Source organism: Cytobacillus firmus NBRC 15306 (assembly GCF_001591465.1).
In the GTDB taxonomy this organism is placed as follows: Bacteria; Bacillota; Bacilli; order Bacillales; family Cytobacillaceae; genus Cytobacillus; species Cytobacillus firmus.
The window spans coordinates 27,983-42,984 of the sequence record NZ_BCUY01000014.1 but is presented as its reverse complement, the minus strand read 5'-3'; the positions used below and the strand labels follow the sequence as shown (position 1 = coordinate 42,984).

The window sequence follows — 15,002 nt, the reverse complement described above, 5'->3', positions numbered from 1 at the left end:
TGAAATGATGTCCAACCATAATGCCATTTTAAAAACGGGAGATTGGGTTAAGGGGAAATCCCGTGACGGGGAACTGATCATTGGCTATATCGAGAACCTCGAAGAAGGAATGATTAAGACAAAGGTGATTTCGAGTGATAATAAAACCATTGAAGGCAAAATCATTCCGCTGCAGAGCAAACAGGTTAAGAAAATGCCGGCGGCGAAAGTGGCTAACAAGGAACAGATTCATTTCCTAATTGATCTTGCTCTTTCCACTGGAGATGAAGAATGGTTCTTTGAATTGTCCACAAAGCTGAACTCAATGAGAGAGCTTGTGAAGGATGTTAAATAAATCCGGTGCCTGTGTCAGTCTGCTTATCAGCAGGTGGATGCAGGCACTTTGTTTTATTGTGCAGATTATCCCATAATAATACCATTTTAAGAGGTATTAGGGCTTGGATTTCGAATATATTATTTCAGGGGATATACCACTATTTTTGTAAGATTTAATATCGCGTAATGGCGGATTGGGAGGATAGCCTTTAATAAAAATAGTACGAATAGTTTTGTCCGTCATTATTATTCCTTTAGCACTTTATATGTTAATTACTAATAACTTTGAGTGGATGCCCTTTAATTTGTATTTGTTAAGCTTGTTTATGATGGTGATGGGGACGGATGAGTTTATAAAAGGCAGAAAAAAGTATGGGTATTTAATTGTAGCTGTTTCATTTTTTATGGTTTTTATAGCTTTTTACATTTGGTAAAAAGGTAGCATGTGAGTGATCATGCAATATTCTTTTTAAAGGGATGATTTTATATCAAATACAATATCAGTCAAATGCTGGCAAGAAAAATAATAACTGCATCTATAGCAGGGTCGCTGTTCGCCGTTTTGTTAGGTCTGATTGCAGCGGATCCGTTTGCCGGAGAATTAAATTCAGCTGGCGAGTATTTTCAGGGAGTTATGTTGTCCATTCCCTTCTATCTTCTGTACAGCTTCCCGGTCATTTTGGTTTATGGCACAGTAACTTCTGTCATTAGTGACTGCATAGCCTTATTCATATCGAATCATACAAACAGGAAACTGGAATTTTATATTTCATTACTCCTTCACTTGCTTTTTGGATTAATTCTGCTTGGATTAAGTTTAGCTGCAGCTGTATTATATTTCGTTACGGATATTGTTTTACGCCGTAAACAAATCGGCGGCTGGAGCAATGCTTTGAAATCATTATGTTTGCCGGTTTTCATCTGGATTGTGTTTATGGGCGGCGTGTATCTTATGGATGTTGGTGGAATTTGATGTGTATTGTCCAAGTCAGCCTATGTTTGTCCGAACACAATGGAATTCGATGAAAATTATTACAATACACCATTCCCTCCATTGCCCATAAACTGAAATCGGGGTGATGAATATGTTTAGACTAAACCAAAAAGACATAGAAGCCTATCATCAGAAATATTTCCGCCCTTCCTGCTTGCGAGCGTTAAATCTAAGGTTTAGCACCTGGGATTTCTTTGCTGCCTTCTATGACAAAACTCACGATCAAATCAAGATTCCTCCTCAATTGACCATAACCCCCGAAGACACGGTTCTCAATTACTTCAGTATCTTGCGCGAAGCTGAAAATATGGGCGGCAGAAGCTGCGGCACCATAGGCCAGGCAAAAATTCCATTCCCTATTGCTTATAATTTTTTGTCTCGCGAATATCAGAATAAATTAAGCTATGAAGGGTATGTCCAATCATTTTCTGGGATAGGGCACACAAGCTTAATCAAGCTATGCCGAGTTCCAGATGGAAAGCGTGGAATACGATTTTTTTATGAAATTGAAACGATTGTAGGAGCTAAAGGCAAGAATGCTGAGTACTTTGGATATTCTTACGGATTCATCAGTCTTGTACATGGAGAAGAAGGTTTTCGAATTTCTGAAATAGGTAAGATAGATGAAGATTTCCTGTGCGCACCATACCATGGGTGGGATCAGGATGGGGAAGCTGTTGTAGAGGTGAAATATGGACATTGGTGCAATTTGATACAGCATATTTATCCAACGGTTAGAAATGAATACATTAAAAATATTTATTTTCATGGTAAGGATGGAGCAGATTATTGCTTCATATTTGCTGTTTTAACCAATGGTACCGATATAGAAATTGCCCAATTCCGTAAAAGTGGAAATGACGAGTGGAAGCAGGTTGACAGGAAGCCTGAAGAAGAGTGTGTACGGAATAATGAAACTCACTAAATGCAGGCTGTTAGAAAGTGATAGATGATTTATGCGAATAACTTTTGAAAAAATAAAGTGCAATTAAGAGTTTTATTTATAAAATCTAAATACCCCCACAAAGTGTGGGGGGCAGCGGTCACCAAATATAAGCACCTTCACATGTATTAGCCTTAGGCTCATAATAGCAATGCTGTTTGAATTGTCCTGAGAACGGCTGATCGTACCATGTTGGAGGACAAGCAGCGTACGGATTGAAATACCAGAGAGCAAACTTGGAAGGATGCTGTCTCCAATAATCTAAGGTTTGTTTGGCCAACCTCTTTTCCACACCTCGTGCCCTGTTGTAAAAGACATTTCCTTTTTGTACGGCTTCAAAAGAATAATTCCCTCCCTGCACCTGGAAAATGACTTGCGGGATGGTCCTTAAGCCTTCAAAATCGAGGCAATTAGCTTTTCGGCGGTTGACGATTACATTTCCAACCATCAGCATCCCCAGTTTTCCTTCACCTTCGGCCTCTGCTCTCATCATCCTGGCCATTAAAGCCACATCGCTGTCGGTATATTGTACCCTTGGCACTTTTTATCACCTCTAAAGGAATTGTATTAAGAAATTCTGCAAACATGTTAACTCGAGAAAATATTAATTGGGGGTGCAAACTGCATCGCGTTCAGCACCCCCTTATTAGATATATAAATATTAGAGTTAATGAGCTTGCTAATTTATATGCTATGTCTGTTAGAGAAATGCAGAAAAGTAAACATTGGGTGAAACTTTCACTTTGGGAATTCGTACCACTATTTAAGGGGGAAGGTATCTTGAAAACTAAAGATGATAAAAGAGAAGTAAGCCTGAAAAATTTATTATATGGTATAGGCCTATTTATTTTCGGTGGTATGGCTTTAACAAATGTGACGACACCACTGCCATCAAAGGAAGAAACGAAAGAATTTCTTCTGTTTACTTTTGGAAGTGCATTAATCTATTACTTTTTAGTAAGTATCTACTACATAGGCGGATTTTGGAGAAAGGTTTTTTATACGGTGTTAATTCTGCTATTCTTGTTTAGTATATTTATGGTATTTTATTTGATTACACATTCAATACCGCACTAATAATTAGAAAGGGACAAGGAGACAGGTTCTGTTCCCGAATTTTTAACTGGGACGAGGAACCTGTCCCTCTGTCCCTCCCTCTGTCCCTCTCTTAAACACTGGTGCAGGAATCCCCATTGTTGTTTTTCCAGGCCTGGTTTTAAGTGCCGAAAATAAGAAACAACCCGCAATGACAATGATGCTTCCAATGGCTTGTATCCAGTTCATAACTTCTCCTAAGAAGATAAAAGCCAAGAGGGCTGTGAAAATCGGATTAAAGTTCAGGAACAGCCCGGAAGCGCTTGGTCCCAGCTGGCTGATCCCGATGTTCCAGAGCACCATGCATAGGACTGTTGAAATCAGACCCGTATACAGAATGGATAAAAGAAAGGAAGCACTGACATCTGTAACGGTGAAATCAGCAGTGCCGAATGGCAGTAGAGCAAGAAGGCCAAATATGCCTGAGTACAAGATGGACATCATTGGTGAAACAAAAGACATGGCCCATTTGCTGCAGACCGAATAGATTCCCCACATACCTACAGCTGCCATCATATAGAGATCTCCCACATTAAATTCCATTGAAAATAATAATTCCAAGTTCCCTTTTGAGAGGACAAGCAAAACGCCGAATAATGAAACATACATGGAAAGGAATTGAAGTGAATTCATTTTTTCTTTAAGAAAAAAGAAAGAGAATGCAGCAATCGAAAACATGTTCAATGTTGAAATTAACCCAACATTCGTAGCCGATGTTTTTTCAAGTGCCATGAATTGCAGAGCCTGAAACAAAGCTACGCCTGTGATGCCCATCAGAAATAATGGCAGTAAGGCATTTTTCGGCGGAATTAGCCGTTTCTCTTTATGCCAGACAAGAGGAACGAGGCAGATAATGGCGATGGTCCATCTTAAAATGGTTAAGGTAATAGGAGTTGCGTGGTCCACAAGCGTTTTTCCAACAATAAAATTTCCGCCCCAAAGTAAGCTTGTTAATAAAAGGAGAAGATAATATTTCACGTCATTTAGCCCCTTTTCAGAGCCATTGTGCACAATGACATTGTTTATATGAATAATTTTAACATTTTTTACATTAAACAAAAGATAATTTTGTATAATGATATTAATTCGAAATAATTAAAAGTATATTGGATTATTAGTATAAAAAATTCAGTTTGGGTATGTGAATTGAACAGGATTTTGAATAATTGAAAAGGGTGGATGGACAGTGGAATCGATTGTAAGTAAGGTACTGGATCACCTGGATATAAAAATTTTGGATTTGCTTCAAAAGGATGCGCGGATCAGCAATCTGGAACTGTCGAAAAGAGTGAATCTGTCAGCTCCGGCTGTGCATGCGAGAATTAAGAGGCTAGAAGCGGAAGGGTATATCCAGGAGCATGTCGCTATTCTAAGCCATGAGAAGCTGGGCTTTGATTTATTATGCTTCGTGTTTATGAGCACCAATATGCATCAGGCGGAAAAGCTGGAATCTCTTGAAAAGACGCTGGAATCCATGAAGGAAGTTTTAGAATGTCATTGTTTAACAGGAGAGTATGATTATCTTTTGAAAGTGGCGTGCAAGGATCGCAAGGGGCTGGAGATGTTCATCAGGAAGCTGAATGAAATGGGAATCACGAAAATACAGACCAGCCTGGCGCTGAGGGAGATTAAGGATTCGACGGTGCTGCCGATTCAGGAATAGCATTTTTATGGGGAAATTGATACCTTTTCCAGAAAAAATCGTAGAATCTAGAAACAAAGTTCAGGAGGGATTAGGTTGACGAAAAAGCTCGCGCAGCTCCAAACCCGTCATTATGTGCTTTTTGGCGCAGTAATTGGTTCTATGATCGGATTAGTGGCTTATGTGAAAGATTGGATTTAAACGATGGATGACCAGCCGATTAGCTTTTCTGTATGAGGGTATTCTTGTCTGTGTTTAAAACAAACATAATCAGGAAAAATACCTATAAGTACTTGTGCAGGGGAGGAGACAAAAATGCCATACGATAAACTAAGCGATCTGCCAGACTCTGTTAAAGACAATCTTCCGCATCACGCCCAGGAAATCTTTAAGGAAGCGTTTAATTCTGCAAGTGAAGAGTATGACGAAGAAGAAACGGCCTTTAAGGTGGCCTGGAGTGCAGTGAAGAAGAAATATGAGAAGAATGATGATGATAAATGGGTTGAAAAGGAAGAGTAACTAGTTAAAAGGTGTCCGGTTTGAGGACACCTTTTTTCAATCTTCTTCCGCCTCATTCTCAACATATTTCTTCAAGTTCTGGTATTGATCTTCAAACACAAATTTAACCGTCCAGCCTAAAAGTTTGGTTGTCAGCTTATAAAAGAGGCTGCTCGGAATCAGGCTTGCTTCTACAATCAGACGCGTCCCGTCATGTTCCCTTGATAAGAGATACCTTGAAATGCTTAATCCCTCTTTGGAATGGGAGTGCATAACCACTTTATAGGGAGCCTCATATTCGATCAGCTCGGATTCGATTTTGAGGATTTTTTTATCCAATTTCTGAACGGTAACAAACTTGGTCCCAGGCTGCGGGACTGCTTTGTTTTCCTCATTGTCATAAATGTTTTCGATCAGCATGGTATTCCAGAGCTTTATTTTTTCATCGTCATCCACGTATTTAAAAACCAAATCAATCGGGGCGTGAATGACATCTTCATACCTGTAAACTAGAATTTCTTCCATTTTAAAATCCTCATTTTCTATTTAATCAAAAGCATCTTACTAGTTTTTTCGGCAAAGCTTGCTGGAATTTAATAAAGGTTATTATTTTGTAAATTTTCTGAAACTAAATAAGCCATCATCCGTATAGAGAAATAAGGGGTGATGGACATGTCAGGAATAATTATTATGGGTTTGCTTCTTATTATTGTGATTGGTATTAGCGGATCCAAACCATCAAAACGTACTTATGATAGAGGGAATTCCTCCTCCCATCATTATATAGGAGATTATAGCAGCAGCTCGGATAGCTGTGATAGTTTTAGCGCTGATGGCGGCGGCTGCGGAGGAGGCGGTGACTGAATCCAGGCAATATTATAAAAAATAGAGGTGCTAAATGAAATATTTTTGGAAACTGGCTGCCGGGTTATGGCTGGTTATGGCTTTGGCAGGCTGCATAGCGGAAGAATATGATTTCACTCCGCCAGCTGTAACTCTCTCAAACACCGATAGTGTACAGTCAGCAGAATTAAAGGAAGCAAATGTTGATTGGAGAGGAGAAAATAACAAGCAGATCAAGAAAGAAACAAATGATTGGATATCATTTGCGAAGAAACAGAAAGCACTGACCTATGATGCCGGGAAAAAAATAGATCTGCTGTTTGACAGTGAAGATTTTATGGTGGAAGAATTATCAGTTTCCCTATGGAAAAATGATAAGGAGATTCAATTAGCCCTAAATGACCATCGTTCTTTTTCTCTTCCTGAAGAAAAAGGTGAATATGTAATAGAAGTGAATCTTCGTTCTGATAGAGGAAGTGCACAATATGCAGGGAATGTGGTTATTCAGTAATCAGAGGATCTTCCAAATTTGGATTTAGATTCGCTAATTTTATTTCTGATGGTTCATTTCAAATGGATAAAGGGGTGGAAGAGTTCTGTCTGGATTCGGGCTATAGACAATCACAAAAGATTTGGAAAAAGAAGTTTGGTGAACCGGAATATCTGTTAAAGGATTATTGGGGTAAAGGGCTCATAGCCCATTCATTATGGGATGCATGGCATTAGCTGCAAAGGAGGGAGGGGCAGTTGGCATCCGGGCTAACTCCGTCTCTGATATTCGGGAAATAAAAAAACAAGTCGATCTTCCGGTGATCGGCATCATCAAACAGGTATATAACGGCCATCCAGTCTTTATTACACCAACCTTGAAAGAGATAGATGCTATAGCTGATACGGGTGCTGAAATCATTGCTACAGATGCAACGAACCGGATCCGTCCGGATGGAAAGAGTCTGGAAGTGTTTTATCAGGAAGTAAGATCAAAGTACCCTCATATTCTGCTGATGGCAGATGTCTCTTCAGTGGAAGAAGCCATTTTTGCTGATAAGCTGGGGTTTGATATTGTCGCACCCACAGTATAGGCATTCATATAGTCTCCCCGTTTCTTCTGCGAATGGATTCAAGTTATTTTACCTTTTTGAAGGCTCCTTTTGCCAAATATATGAATAGGTGAAACCAATTTATTTCCAAATCGTACTAATAAATATAGTCATTTTGGGACCCGCGAGGTAAGTTGGAGGCTTGTTAATGAATTTCATTACACGAAAAACAAAATCACTTTGGAAAGATCAAATAGCCGGTCAGAGCTGTGAAATAAAGGATCCTGCAGATTTCTCCTGCATTGATCCATATGTTTCAGGGAAAAAGATTGTTCTGCTGGGAGAGAGCAGCCATGGGATCGGAGATTTTTATAGAACAAAAGTGAATATGATTAAGTATTTACATAAGGTCCATGGATTTAATGCTGTTGTATTGGAGAGCGGCTTGCTTGAAGCGATATTAAGCAGAAGACTTCTGAAAAACCTGCCTGCTAAAGAACAAATTCAGCACAGTCTTCTTGATATTTTTCATAATGAAGAGATGATTCCTTTATTTCAGGAGTCCTGGGCAGATGGCCTTCATATTTCAGGAATGGATATTCAGCCCGCATACCAGGAGGTCTCTCAGCGGATGCTGGAATGGCTTGGACTCCATTCAGATGAAGAACTATATGATTCCATCCATCAGGCAGAAACAGTATTTTTCACCATTGATGAGGAGCTAAGGGGACAAACGAAAATACGTAAGCAGCTCAGAGAACAAATACATATGTGTATGGAACTATATCATACAAGTCTGGAACTTTTTCAGACCAGATTGAAGGAAGCTGATTTGGAAAAAGAAAAGATCTTTTTAATTATTAGGAAAGGACTTGAAAATCGGCTAAAGTGGCTGGAAATCAATACAAAAAGCTGGATTGCATCTGGCATCATGCGGGGAACGAATATGTTCAAGAACCTGCAGTGGTTATTAGAAGAGTATTACAAGGGTGAAAAAGTCATAGTTTGGGCTCATAATTTTCACATCAGGAAAAGCAAAACAGTAACTTCTAAGCTGTTTGGAATTACGAATGTAGGACAGCTGCTATCAAAATGTTATGGCGATCAGGTTTATTCGATAGGTTTTTATGCAGGAGCAGGTGAGTTTGCTTCCCTGCTAAGAGTTCGCTTTTCCATTGATGCCTCCAAAAATAAGCACCTGGAAAGTTTGTTCATGGAGGCTTGCCGGCATGACAGCTTTGTGCCTTTATGTGACAAGGGGCTTCCGGAACGAAACTGGATGAAGCGGAGATGGCAGCTCCTTGAAGCAGGGATGATGGGGCAGCTGCCGATTTCCATTTATCCTCAAAAGCATTATGACGGTATCTTTTTTTGCAGAAAGGTGCAGCCGCCCGTTTATTTAGAATGATGAATGAATGAGAGCAGGCAAGAATATGTGGTCATAGCGACTATAAATCCGACTACTCGGCGATTCTTCCTCGGGACTTTATTTTTATTAATGCAAGGTCCTGCTTCTCCAAAAAATGAGTGCTGGGACATCAATCCGGGATGAATAATGGGCCGCCGGTCAGGCATTCTAATTAAGAATGCTTAGTAAAAGGAGATTGATGATCTATGTACTTTTATAAAGAAGATTTAATCAATATGATTGTACCTGATAAGCCGGATCCGCATGCGGCGAGAGTGCTGCAGGAGGCGTTGGGCGGACAGTTTGGCGAAATGCGGACAATGATGCAGTTCTCATTCCAGAGTGCGAATTTCAGAGGCAAGGCGAAGCAATACCGCGATCTGATAAGAGGCGTATTTTTGGAAGAGCTGAGCCATGTGGAGCTTGTCCAATCCACGATTAATCAGCTTCTGAATGAAGCGGGAGGGGATATGCCCGGCAACCAGGCAGCAGATGGGGCCCCTTTGGATGATGTCATCCAGGGTGGAGCGAATCCGCATCATTTTATTATTGGGGCAAAGGCATCTCTTCCAGTCGATGCTGGCGGAAACCCGTGGAATGGCTCCTGGGTATATGACCATGGCAACCTGGTGGCGAACCTTCTGAATAATGTGGTTCTTGAATCCACTGGAGTTCTTCAAAAATCAAGGATTTACAAAATGAGCAGCAATAAGACGCTGAGGGAAACGATTGCCTTCCTAATAGTGCGGGATAATGCCCATCAAAATGCCTTCGCCAAAGCACTGGAAACGCTGGGTGTTGATTGGGGCAAACTATTCCCGATTCCTAATTATGATTTAAATAAATACCCTGAATGCCGTAAGTACGTTGAAATGGGCTTCCATAAAGCCCAGTTTAATTTCAGGCTTGATGAGACCCGGATTGGTGAGATTTTTCAAGGAACCACTCCTAGCAGAAATGGCGGAGACCTTGCCGTTGTAGAACCGCCAAAAGGCTATCCTGTCCCAGAAATGCCTGACATGCCGAATGAACATGCACCTGGGCTTTTTGATTTGAATAATTAGTTTTTTCGAATGGCGTCCTGAATATAGGAGCCATTTTATTTTATACATTTTTAAGGTTTCCTTTAGCATTTTTGGGGAATCTATACTTATCTAATCAATGAAGAACTTGTTTGTTCCTGAAAGGAGTGTCGTGGATGGAGTCTATTTGGCTCGAGTATGCCTGGGCATTATTGATATTAATTGGACTGGAAGGATTGCTGTCGGCTGACAATGCTCTTGTCTTAGCTGTCATAGCGAAGCATTTACCAGAAGATCAGAAGAAAAGAGCGATAAATTACGGAATCATTATGGCTTTTGTTTTCCGGTTTGGTGCGCTATTTGCCATATCATTTATTGCAAACGTCTGGCAGATCCAGGCGATCGGAGCTGCCTACTTATTGTACCTTGGCTTAAAACATGTGATTAAGGCCAAGTTCGGGAAAGAAAACGAAAATATTCGTGAAGATGTGAAGGAAGAAGCGGCCGGGAAAGGATTTTGGCCTACAGTAGGAAAGATTGCATTAGCTGATCTTGCCTTCGCCATCGATTCGATTCTTGCTGCAGTTGCACTGGCACTTGGTTTGCCGGATTCACCGCTTGACGATTTCGGCGGCATGGATGGCGGCCAGTTTATTGTAGTGGTGCTTGGCGGGATTGCCGGACTGATCCTGATTAAGTTCGCGGCAACCTGGTTTGTAAAGCTGCTTGGCAAAAGGCCCGCATTGGAAACAACGGCTTATGCGATTGTCGCCTGGGTTGGTGTCAAGCTTGCTGTTATCACACTGGCCCATGAGGATATCGGTGTCCTTGATCATCATTTTCCTCATAGTACAGGCTGGACTATCGTCTTCTATGGCGTATTGGTGGCCATTGCACTGCTAGGGTGGTTTGCTCCGGGTAAAAAGCAAACTGAGGGTGAAGCTTTATAAAGAGAAATGCGTTGATCTTAGGATTAACGCATTTTCTTATGGACAGCTTTTGCGGGCTGTCTATTTTTAATTGGGAAAATAAAACTGCTGCAACATTCGATTAAAGTATAAAAAATTACAGGTGATATTAAAAGAGTGCTAGTGATAACGCTTTCATGAACTGGGAATAAAGTTATAATTTTTCCTGTAGACAGGTAATTCTTATCCATTATAAAGGGGGAAAAGAAAGTGGAAAGTCGTTTCTCTTATGCTGTTGATATTTGCATTTATTGCAGCAGGGTGCAGCCAGGGAACCGGCGGCGGAAGCAGTGAAGTAAGTGTCGGGATTGTTTTGCCAACGAAAGATGAGCCTAGGTGGGTTCAGGATGAGCAAAGATTTAAAGATGCGTTAAAAGGAACGGAATACACAACTGAAATTTTATTTAGCCAGGGATCTTCGGCTAAGGAAAAAGAAAATGTAGAGACTTTGCTGAACAAAGGGATCGATGTACTGATCATCTGTCCTCAAGATGGTGATGCAGCTGCAGCGGCGGTTGAAGCCGCAAAGAAGGATGGCGTAAAAGTCATTTCCTATGATCGTTTAATTACAAACACAGATGCAATTGATTATTATGTAACATTTGACAGCCTTGCAGTAGGAGCTGCACAGGCACAATATTTAGTTGACAACGCAAAGGGCAAGGACGTGCCTCTGTACCTGTATGCCGGCGCTGCTTCTGATAATAATGCCTTCTTATTCTTCCAGGGAGCATGGAGCGTGCTTCAGCCTAAAATTTCAGATGGCACATTCAAGATTGCTAACTCAAGCGAAGCCGAAGCTTTGAAAGATACAGCTGATCTGTCCCGTGACCAGCTAAGCAAAATTATTGGTCAGGTAACAACGAACTGGGATCCTAACGAAGCAAAGAACAAAGCGCAAACGCATTTGACAGCAGCCTCTGACGATTTGAAGGGCAATGTGGCTATTCTTGCTCCGAATGACGGAACTGCCCGTTCCATTGCAGATGTATTTGGAACAGACAGCGCAATATCCAGCTATCTTGTGACAGGTCAGGATGCAGAGAAAGCTTCCATTCAATATGTTATTGATGAAAAGCAATCCATGACAGTATTCAAGGATGTTCGTACTCTCGTAAAAGATGCAATGGGCATGGCGATTGATATCCTTGAAGACAAAGACCCTGAGACAACTGGATCATACGATAACGGCAAGATTGAAGTTAAAGCAAAGCAAACAGATGTAATCGTTGTCGACAAAGATAACGTAAAAAATGAACTGATCGATTCTGAATACTATAAAGCAGATGAATTTACAGGGCTTTAATCAATAAAGGACGAGAAGTAGTGATAGATGCGTCTATCACTATTTCTCCTTCTGAATAGCTGTTTGGCTAAGGGGGAGTCATAATGAGCGGAAATATTTTGGAAATGCACGGAATCTCCAAAGAGTTTACAGGTGTTAAAGCGCTCAGCAATGTCAATTTCAAGGTGGAGAAAGGTGAGATACACTGCTTAATCGGTGAAAATGGAGCGGGCAAATCCACTCTGATGAAGGTGCTCAGCGGCGTATATCCTTATGGCACATATGAGGGTGATATTGTATTTGAGGGCAGTGTGCAGCAATTCAACAAAATTAGTGACAGTGTAAAGGCAGGAATCGTCATTATCTACCAGGAGCTTGCCTTGTTTCCTGATCTCACAGTCTATGAAAATATTTTTGCGGGCAATGAAATCAAGCAAGGGGGAATCGTCGATTGGAACCGGACCATTGCTGAAGCTAAAAAAATGCTGGATAAGGTTAAGCTCGATGTGAACCCTGAGATACTCGTTAAAGACCTGAGCGTTGGAAAACAGCAGTTGGTCGAAATAGCCAAAGCTTTAAGCAAGGATGTGAAACTGCTTATCCTGGATGAACCGACTGCAGCATTGAATGAAGATGACAGCGAAAATCTGCTGGATTTGTTAGGTGAGCTGAAAAAGCAGGGAATTACCTGCATTATGATCTCCCATAAGCTGAAGGAAGTCATTTCCATTGCAGATAAGGCTACGGTGCTACGTGATGGCCAAACAATTTGTACCCTGGACGCAGCAAAAGGTGAAATCTCTGAAAATGTCATTATCAAAAACATGGTTGGCAGGGAGATTGAAGATATTTATCCGAAGAGGCCGAACAAGACGTTTGGCGATCCTGTTCTTGAGCTTCGCAGCTGGTCTGCGTATGCTGTGCATTTGGGCAGGCAGGTTGTAAAAGATGTTAATTTTCATGTTAAAAAAGGAGAAATTGTCGGGATTGCTGGCTTGATGGGGTCAGGCAGGACAGAACTTGCCCTGAGTATTTTCGGAAATCCAAAATCTTATAAATTGCAAGGCGAGCTCCTGGTGGATGGCGTTCCAAAGACGCTGAAGCATCCGAGTGACGCCATCAGGTCAGGGATTGCGTATGTGACGGAAGACAGAAAAGGGGACGGCCTGTTTTTAATACAGGACATTAAAAACAACATTTCTGCAGCAAATCTCAAACGGGTTGCAGTAAATGGAGTGATTAACGATAACGAAGAAGTGAAGGAAACAGCGGAATATAAAAAGTCCATGTATATCAAAGCTTCATCACTTGAACAGGTTGTCGGCAACTTAAGCGGAGGAAACCAGCAGAAAGTATCCCTGGGCAAATGGCTATTTGTCGGGCCGAAATTGCTGATTCTGGACGAGCCGACGCGTGGCATTGATGTGGGAGCTAAGTTCGAGATTTATACGATTATGAACCAATTGATTGAGGAAGGCATGAGCATCATTATGATTTCTTCGGAACTGGGTGAAGTTCTTGGGATGAGCGATCGTGTCTATGTCATGGCGGAAGGCCAAATGAAAGGTGAGCTGTCGATTGAAGAAGCCAATCAGGAAAGTATTATGCAGCTTGCTACGCAATAGGAGGTTAATCTAATGGAATTTATTAACGAAGCGAAGACGCTATTTAAAGATAATATCCGTGACTACGGCATGTACATTGCCTTATTCGTTATTATGCTCACTTTCACCATTATGACTGACGGGCTGTTTATGTCTTCACGAAATATAAGCAACATGCTTGATTCAACGGGGTACATTGCTGTCCTGGCAGTGGGGATGACGCTGGTTATCGTGATTCGCCATATTGACCTCTCAGTCGGATTTGTTGCCGGCTTTTTGGGGGCCATTGCTGCAATTCTCCTGACGGGAATGGGAGTGCCTTTTTATATCACTATTCCGGTTATTCTGGCGCTGGGTATTTTTGTCGGACTGTTCAACGGTCTTCTAGTTGCAAAATTTGGTATCCCATCCTTTGTTGCTACACTTGCAGGAATGCTGATCTTCAGAGGAGCCCTTCTTCAGGTAACAGAGAAAACAGGGACCATTATCATCAAGGATGACGGATTTAACGCAATCGGGAACGGATTTATTCCTTCCGTTATGCAAGTGAATGGACTGCACCTGCTTACACTGATTCTGGGATTACTGGCGATATTGCTGTATATATACAGTGAAATTTCCACCCGGACAAAAAAGATCAACTATCAATTCGAGGTAGTGTCTAAAGGGATTTTTATTGTCAAATTAGTTTTCGTTTCAGCTATCATTTCCTATATTACATGGATCCTCGCAGGCTACAACGGATTTTCCTGGACAGTTGTCATCATGCTTTTAGTGGTTGTCGTCTATCATTTCCTGACAACGAAAACCGTGCTCGGAAGACATATATATGCAGTAGGAAGCAATCCGGAAGCGGCACATCTGAGCGGAATCAATGTAAATAAAATTACGTATATAGTCTTCGGTTCAATGGGGATGCTGGCAGCCCTTTCTGGTATATTATTTACCTCCCGGCTTCAGTCAGCGACTACTACTGCCGGGACATTATTTGAACTTGATGCCATTGCAGCTGCTTATGTTGGCGGGGTTTCATCAGCAGGGGGCGTGGGCAAAATCACCGGTGCTATTATTGGTGCTGTGGTCATGGCCTCTTTATCCAGCGGTATGAATCTGCTCGGAGTAGGGGTTTCCCTCCAGTATATGATCCGTGGAGGCGTATTGGCGGGTGCTGTGATCTTTGATGTCATGACTCGGAAGAAGAGAGGCTAGATTACCAGTTTCCTGCATTCATAGTTTTGAAAATGGGGCATCCGGCAAGGGTGCCCTTATGATGCAGATGGGCAGCATTCCATAAAGCGCTGATTATCCTCTTGTTAACAACAAACAATCCTCTCACTTTCTAACT

The 15,002-nt window shown here is 41.4% G+C and carries 17 protein-coding genes and 2 pseudogenes; 16 read left to right on the top strand and 3 right to left on the bottom strand.

Annotated elements, in window-relative coordinates; genetic code table 11:
- Positions 1-4 precede the first annotated feature (4 nt).
- From BFI01S_RS06465 to BFI01S_RS06450, 3 genes are all read left to right on the top strand, one after another.
- On the top strand, positions 5-334 hold the full coding sequence (locus BFI01S_RS06465) for an IDEAL domain-containing protein (RefSeq protein ID WP_061791874.1): 330 nt from the start codon (positions 5-7) through the stop codon (positions 332-334).
- A gap of 489 nt (positions 335-823) precedes the next feature.
- The gene (locus BFI01S_RS06455; protein ID WP_061791872.1) at positions 824-1,288 is read left to right on the top strand and encodes a hypothetical protein; all 465 of its coding nucleotides are present in this window, start codon (positions 824-826) and stop codon (positions 1,286-1,288) included.
- A 112-nt stretch (positions 1,289-1,400) separates the two neighbouring features.
- Positions 1,401-2,234: a hypothetical protein gene (locus tag BFI01S_RS06450; protein ID WP_061791871.1), complete on the top strand. Its 834-nt coding sequence runs from the start codon at positions 1,401-1,403 to the stop codon at positions 2,232-2,234.
- A gap of 118 nt (positions 2,235-2,352) precedes the next feature.
- On the opposite strand, the gene BFI01S_RS06445 is transcribed toward BFI01S_RS06450, so the two are convergent.
- Positions 2,353-2,793, bottom strand: coding sequence for a cell wall hydrolase (locus BFI01S_RS06445; protein WP_061791870.1), 441 nt, complete (start codon positions 2,791-2,793; stop codon positions 2,353-2,355).
- 239 nt (positions 2,794-3,032) lie between these two features.
- Here BFI01S_RS06445 and BFI01S_RS06440 point away from each other — a divergent pair, with 239 nt between their 5' ends.
- Positions 3,033-3,329, top strand: coding sequence for a hypothetical protein (locus BFI01S_RS06440; RefSeq protein WP_061791895.1), 297 nt, complete (start codon positions 3,033-3,035; stop codon positions 3,327-3,329).
- 42 nt (positions 3,330-3,371) lie between these two features.
- On the opposite strand, the gene BFI01S_RS06435 is transcribed toward BFI01S_RS06440, so the two are convergent.
- The gene (locus BFI01S_RS06435; RefSeq protein WP_061791869.1) at positions 3,372-4,325 is read right to left on the bottom strand and encodes a DMT family transporter; all 954 of its coding nucleotides are present in this window, start codon (positions 4,323-4,325) and stop codon (positions 3,372-3,374) included.
- A 208-nt stretch (positions 4,326-4,533) separates the two neighbouring features.
- Between BFI01S_RS06435 and BFI01S_RS06430 the strand changes: the two genes are divergently transcribed.
- Both BFI01S_RS06430 and BFI01S_RS06425 read left to right on the top strand, forming a co-directional pair.
- Positions 4,534-5,010: an Lrp/AsnC family transcriptional regulator gene (locus BFI01S_RS06430; RefSeq protein ID WP_048009697.1), complete on the top strand. Its 477-nt coding sequence runs from the start codon at positions 4,534-4,536 to the stop codon at positions 5,008-5,010.
- A gap of 294 nt (positions 5,011-5,304) precedes the next feature.
- Positions 5,305-5,508, top strand: coding sequence for a ChaB family protein (locus BFI01S_RS06425; protein ID WP_035325486.1), 204 nt, complete (start codon positions 5,305-5,307; stop codon positions 5,506-5,508).
- 36 nt (positions 5,509-5,544) lie between these two features.
- On the opposite strand, the gene BFI01S_RS06420 is transcribed toward BFI01S_RS06425, so the two are convergent.
- Entirely contained in the window at positions 5,545-6,012 is a 468-nt protein-coding gene (locus BFI01S_RS06420; RefSeq protein ID WP_061791868.1) for an SRPBCC domain-containing protein, read from the bottom strand.
- 147 nt (positions 6,013-6,159) lie between these two features.
- On the opposite strand from BFI01S_RS06420, the gene BFI01S_RS06415 reads away from it, so the two are divergent.
- From BFI01S_RS06415 to BFI01S_RS06375, 10 genes and pseudogenes are all read left to right on the top strand, one after another.
- Positions 6,160-6,351: a hypothetical protein gene (locus BFI01S_RS06415; RefSeq protein ID WP_061791867.1), complete on the top strand. Its 192-nt coding sequence runs from the start codon at positions 6,160-6,162 to the stop codon at positions 6,349-6,351.
- A 34-nt stretch (positions 6,352-6,385) separates the two neighbouring features.
- Positions 6,386-6,841 carry a hypothetical protein gene (locus BFI01S_RS06410; RefSeq protein WP_061791866.1) on the top strand — a complete coding sequence of 152 codons (456 nt, stop codon included), beginning with the start codon at positions 6,386-6,388 and terminating at the stop codon, positions 6,839-6,841.
- A gap of 62 nt (positions 6,842-6,903) precedes the next feature.
- Positions 6,904-7,056, top strand: a pseudogene (locus BFI01S_RS23905) (GNAT family N-acetyltransferase); the annotation flags it as partial.
- Positions 7,023-7,409: pseudogene (locus tag BFI01S_RS06405) on the top strand (N-acetylmannosamine-6-phosphate 2-epimerase); the annotation flags it as partial. The pseudogenes BFI01S_RS23905 and BFI01S_RS06405, both read left to right, overlap by 34 nt.
- Positions 7,410-7,578: 169 nt before the next feature.
- Entirely contained in the window at positions 7,579-8,778 is a 1,200-nt protein-coding gene (locus BFI01S_RS06400; protein WP_061791865.1) for an erythromycin esterase family protein, read from the top strand.
- Positions 8,779-8,984: 206 nt separating this feature from the next.
- Entirely contained in the window at positions 8,985-9,842 is an 858-nt protein-coding gene (locus BFI01S_RS06395; RefSeq protein ID WP_061791864.1) for a manganese catalase family protein, read from the top strand.
- A 134-nt stretch (positions 9,843-9,976) separates the two neighbouring features.
- A complete protein-coding gene (locus tag BFI01S_RS06390) occupies positions 9,977-10,750 on the top strand; it encodes a TerC family protein (RefSeq protein ID WP_061791863.1) in 774 nt (257 codons plus the stop codon).
- Positions 10,751-10,997: 247 nt separating this feature from the next.
- Positions 10,998-12,074 (top strand): sugar ABC transporter substrate-binding protein, encoded by a 1,077-nt coding sequence (locus tag BFI01S_RS06385; RefSeq protein WP_061791862.1) that lies wholly within the window; start codon positions 10,998-11,000, stop codon positions 12,072-12,074.
- 83 nt (positions 12,075-12,157) lie between these two features.
- Positions 12,158-13,678: an ATP-binding cassette domain-containing protein gene (locus tag BFI01S_RS06380; RefSeq protein WP_061791861.1), complete on the top strand. Its 1,521-nt coding sequence runs from the start codon at positions 12,158-12,160 to the stop codon at positions 13,676-13,678.
- Positions 13,679-13,690: 12 nt separating this feature from the next.
- Positions 13,691-14,866 (top strand): sugar ABC transporter permease, encoded by a 1,176-nt coding sequence (locus BFI01S_RS06375; RefSeq protein WP_061791860.1) that lies wholly within the window; start codon positions 13,691-13,693, stop codon positions 14,864-14,866.
- The last annotated feature ends 136 nt before the right edge of the window (positions 14,867-15,002 follow it).

What these genes read in the sequence shown, in the direction of transcription:
- BFI01S_RS06465 (WP_061791874.1), top strand. Translation starts at nt 5, where the DNA reads ATGATGTCCAACCATAATGCCATTTTAAAAACGGGAGATTGGGTTAAG.
- BFI01S_RS06455 (WP_061791872.1), top strand. Translation starts at nt 824, where the DNA reads ATGCTGGCAAGAAAAATAATAACTGCATCTATAGCAGGGTCGCTGTTC.
- BFI01S_RS06450 (WP_061791871.1), top strand. Translation starts at nt 1,401, where the DNA reads ATGTTTAGACTAAACCAAAAAGACATAGAAGCCTATCATCAGAAATAT.
- BFI01S_RS06425 (WP_035325486.1), top strand. Translation starts at nt 5,305, where the DNA reads ATGCCATACGATAAACTAAGCGATCTGCCAGACTCTGTTAAAGACAAT.
- BFI01S_RS06420 (WP_061791868.1), bottom strand. Translation starts at nt 6,012, where the DNA reads ATGGAAGAAATTCTAGTTTACAGGTATGAAGATGTCATTCACGCCCCG.
- BFI01S_RS06415 (WP_061791867.1), top strand. Translation starts at nt 6,160, where the DNA reads ATGTCAGGAATAATTATTATGGGTTTGCTTCTTATTATTGTGATTGGT.
- BFI01S_RS06410 (WP_061791866.1), top strand. Translation starts at nt 6,386, where the DNA reads ATGAAATATTTTTGGAAACTGGCTGCCGGGTTATGGCTGGTTATGGCT.
- BFI01S_RS06400 (WP_061791865.1), top strand. Translation starts at nt 7,579, where the DNA reads ATGAATTTCATTACACGAAAAACAAAATCACTTTGGAAAGATCAAATA.
- BFI01S_RS06395 (WP_061791864.1), top strand. Translation starts at nt 8,985, where the DNA reads ATGTACTTTTATAAAGAAGATTTAATCAATATGATTGTACCTGATAAG.
- BFI01S_RS06390 (WP_061791863.1), top strand. Translation starts at nt 9,977, where the DNA reads ATGGAGTCTATTTGGCTCGAGTATGCCTGGGCATTATTGATATTAATT.
- BFI01S_RS06385 (WP_061791862.1), top strand. Translation starts at nt 10,998, where the DNA reads ATGCTGTTGATATTTGCATTTATTGCAGCAGGGTGCAGCCAGGGAACC.
- BFI01S_RS06380 (WP_061791861.1), top strand. Translation starts at nt 12,158, where the DNA reads ATGAGCGGAAATATTTTGGAAATGCACGGAATCTCCAAAGAGTTTACA.
- BFI01S_RS06375 (WP_061791860.1), top strand. Translation starts at nt 13,691, where the DNA reads ATGGAATTTATTAACGAAGCGAAGACGCTATTTAAAGATAATATCCGT.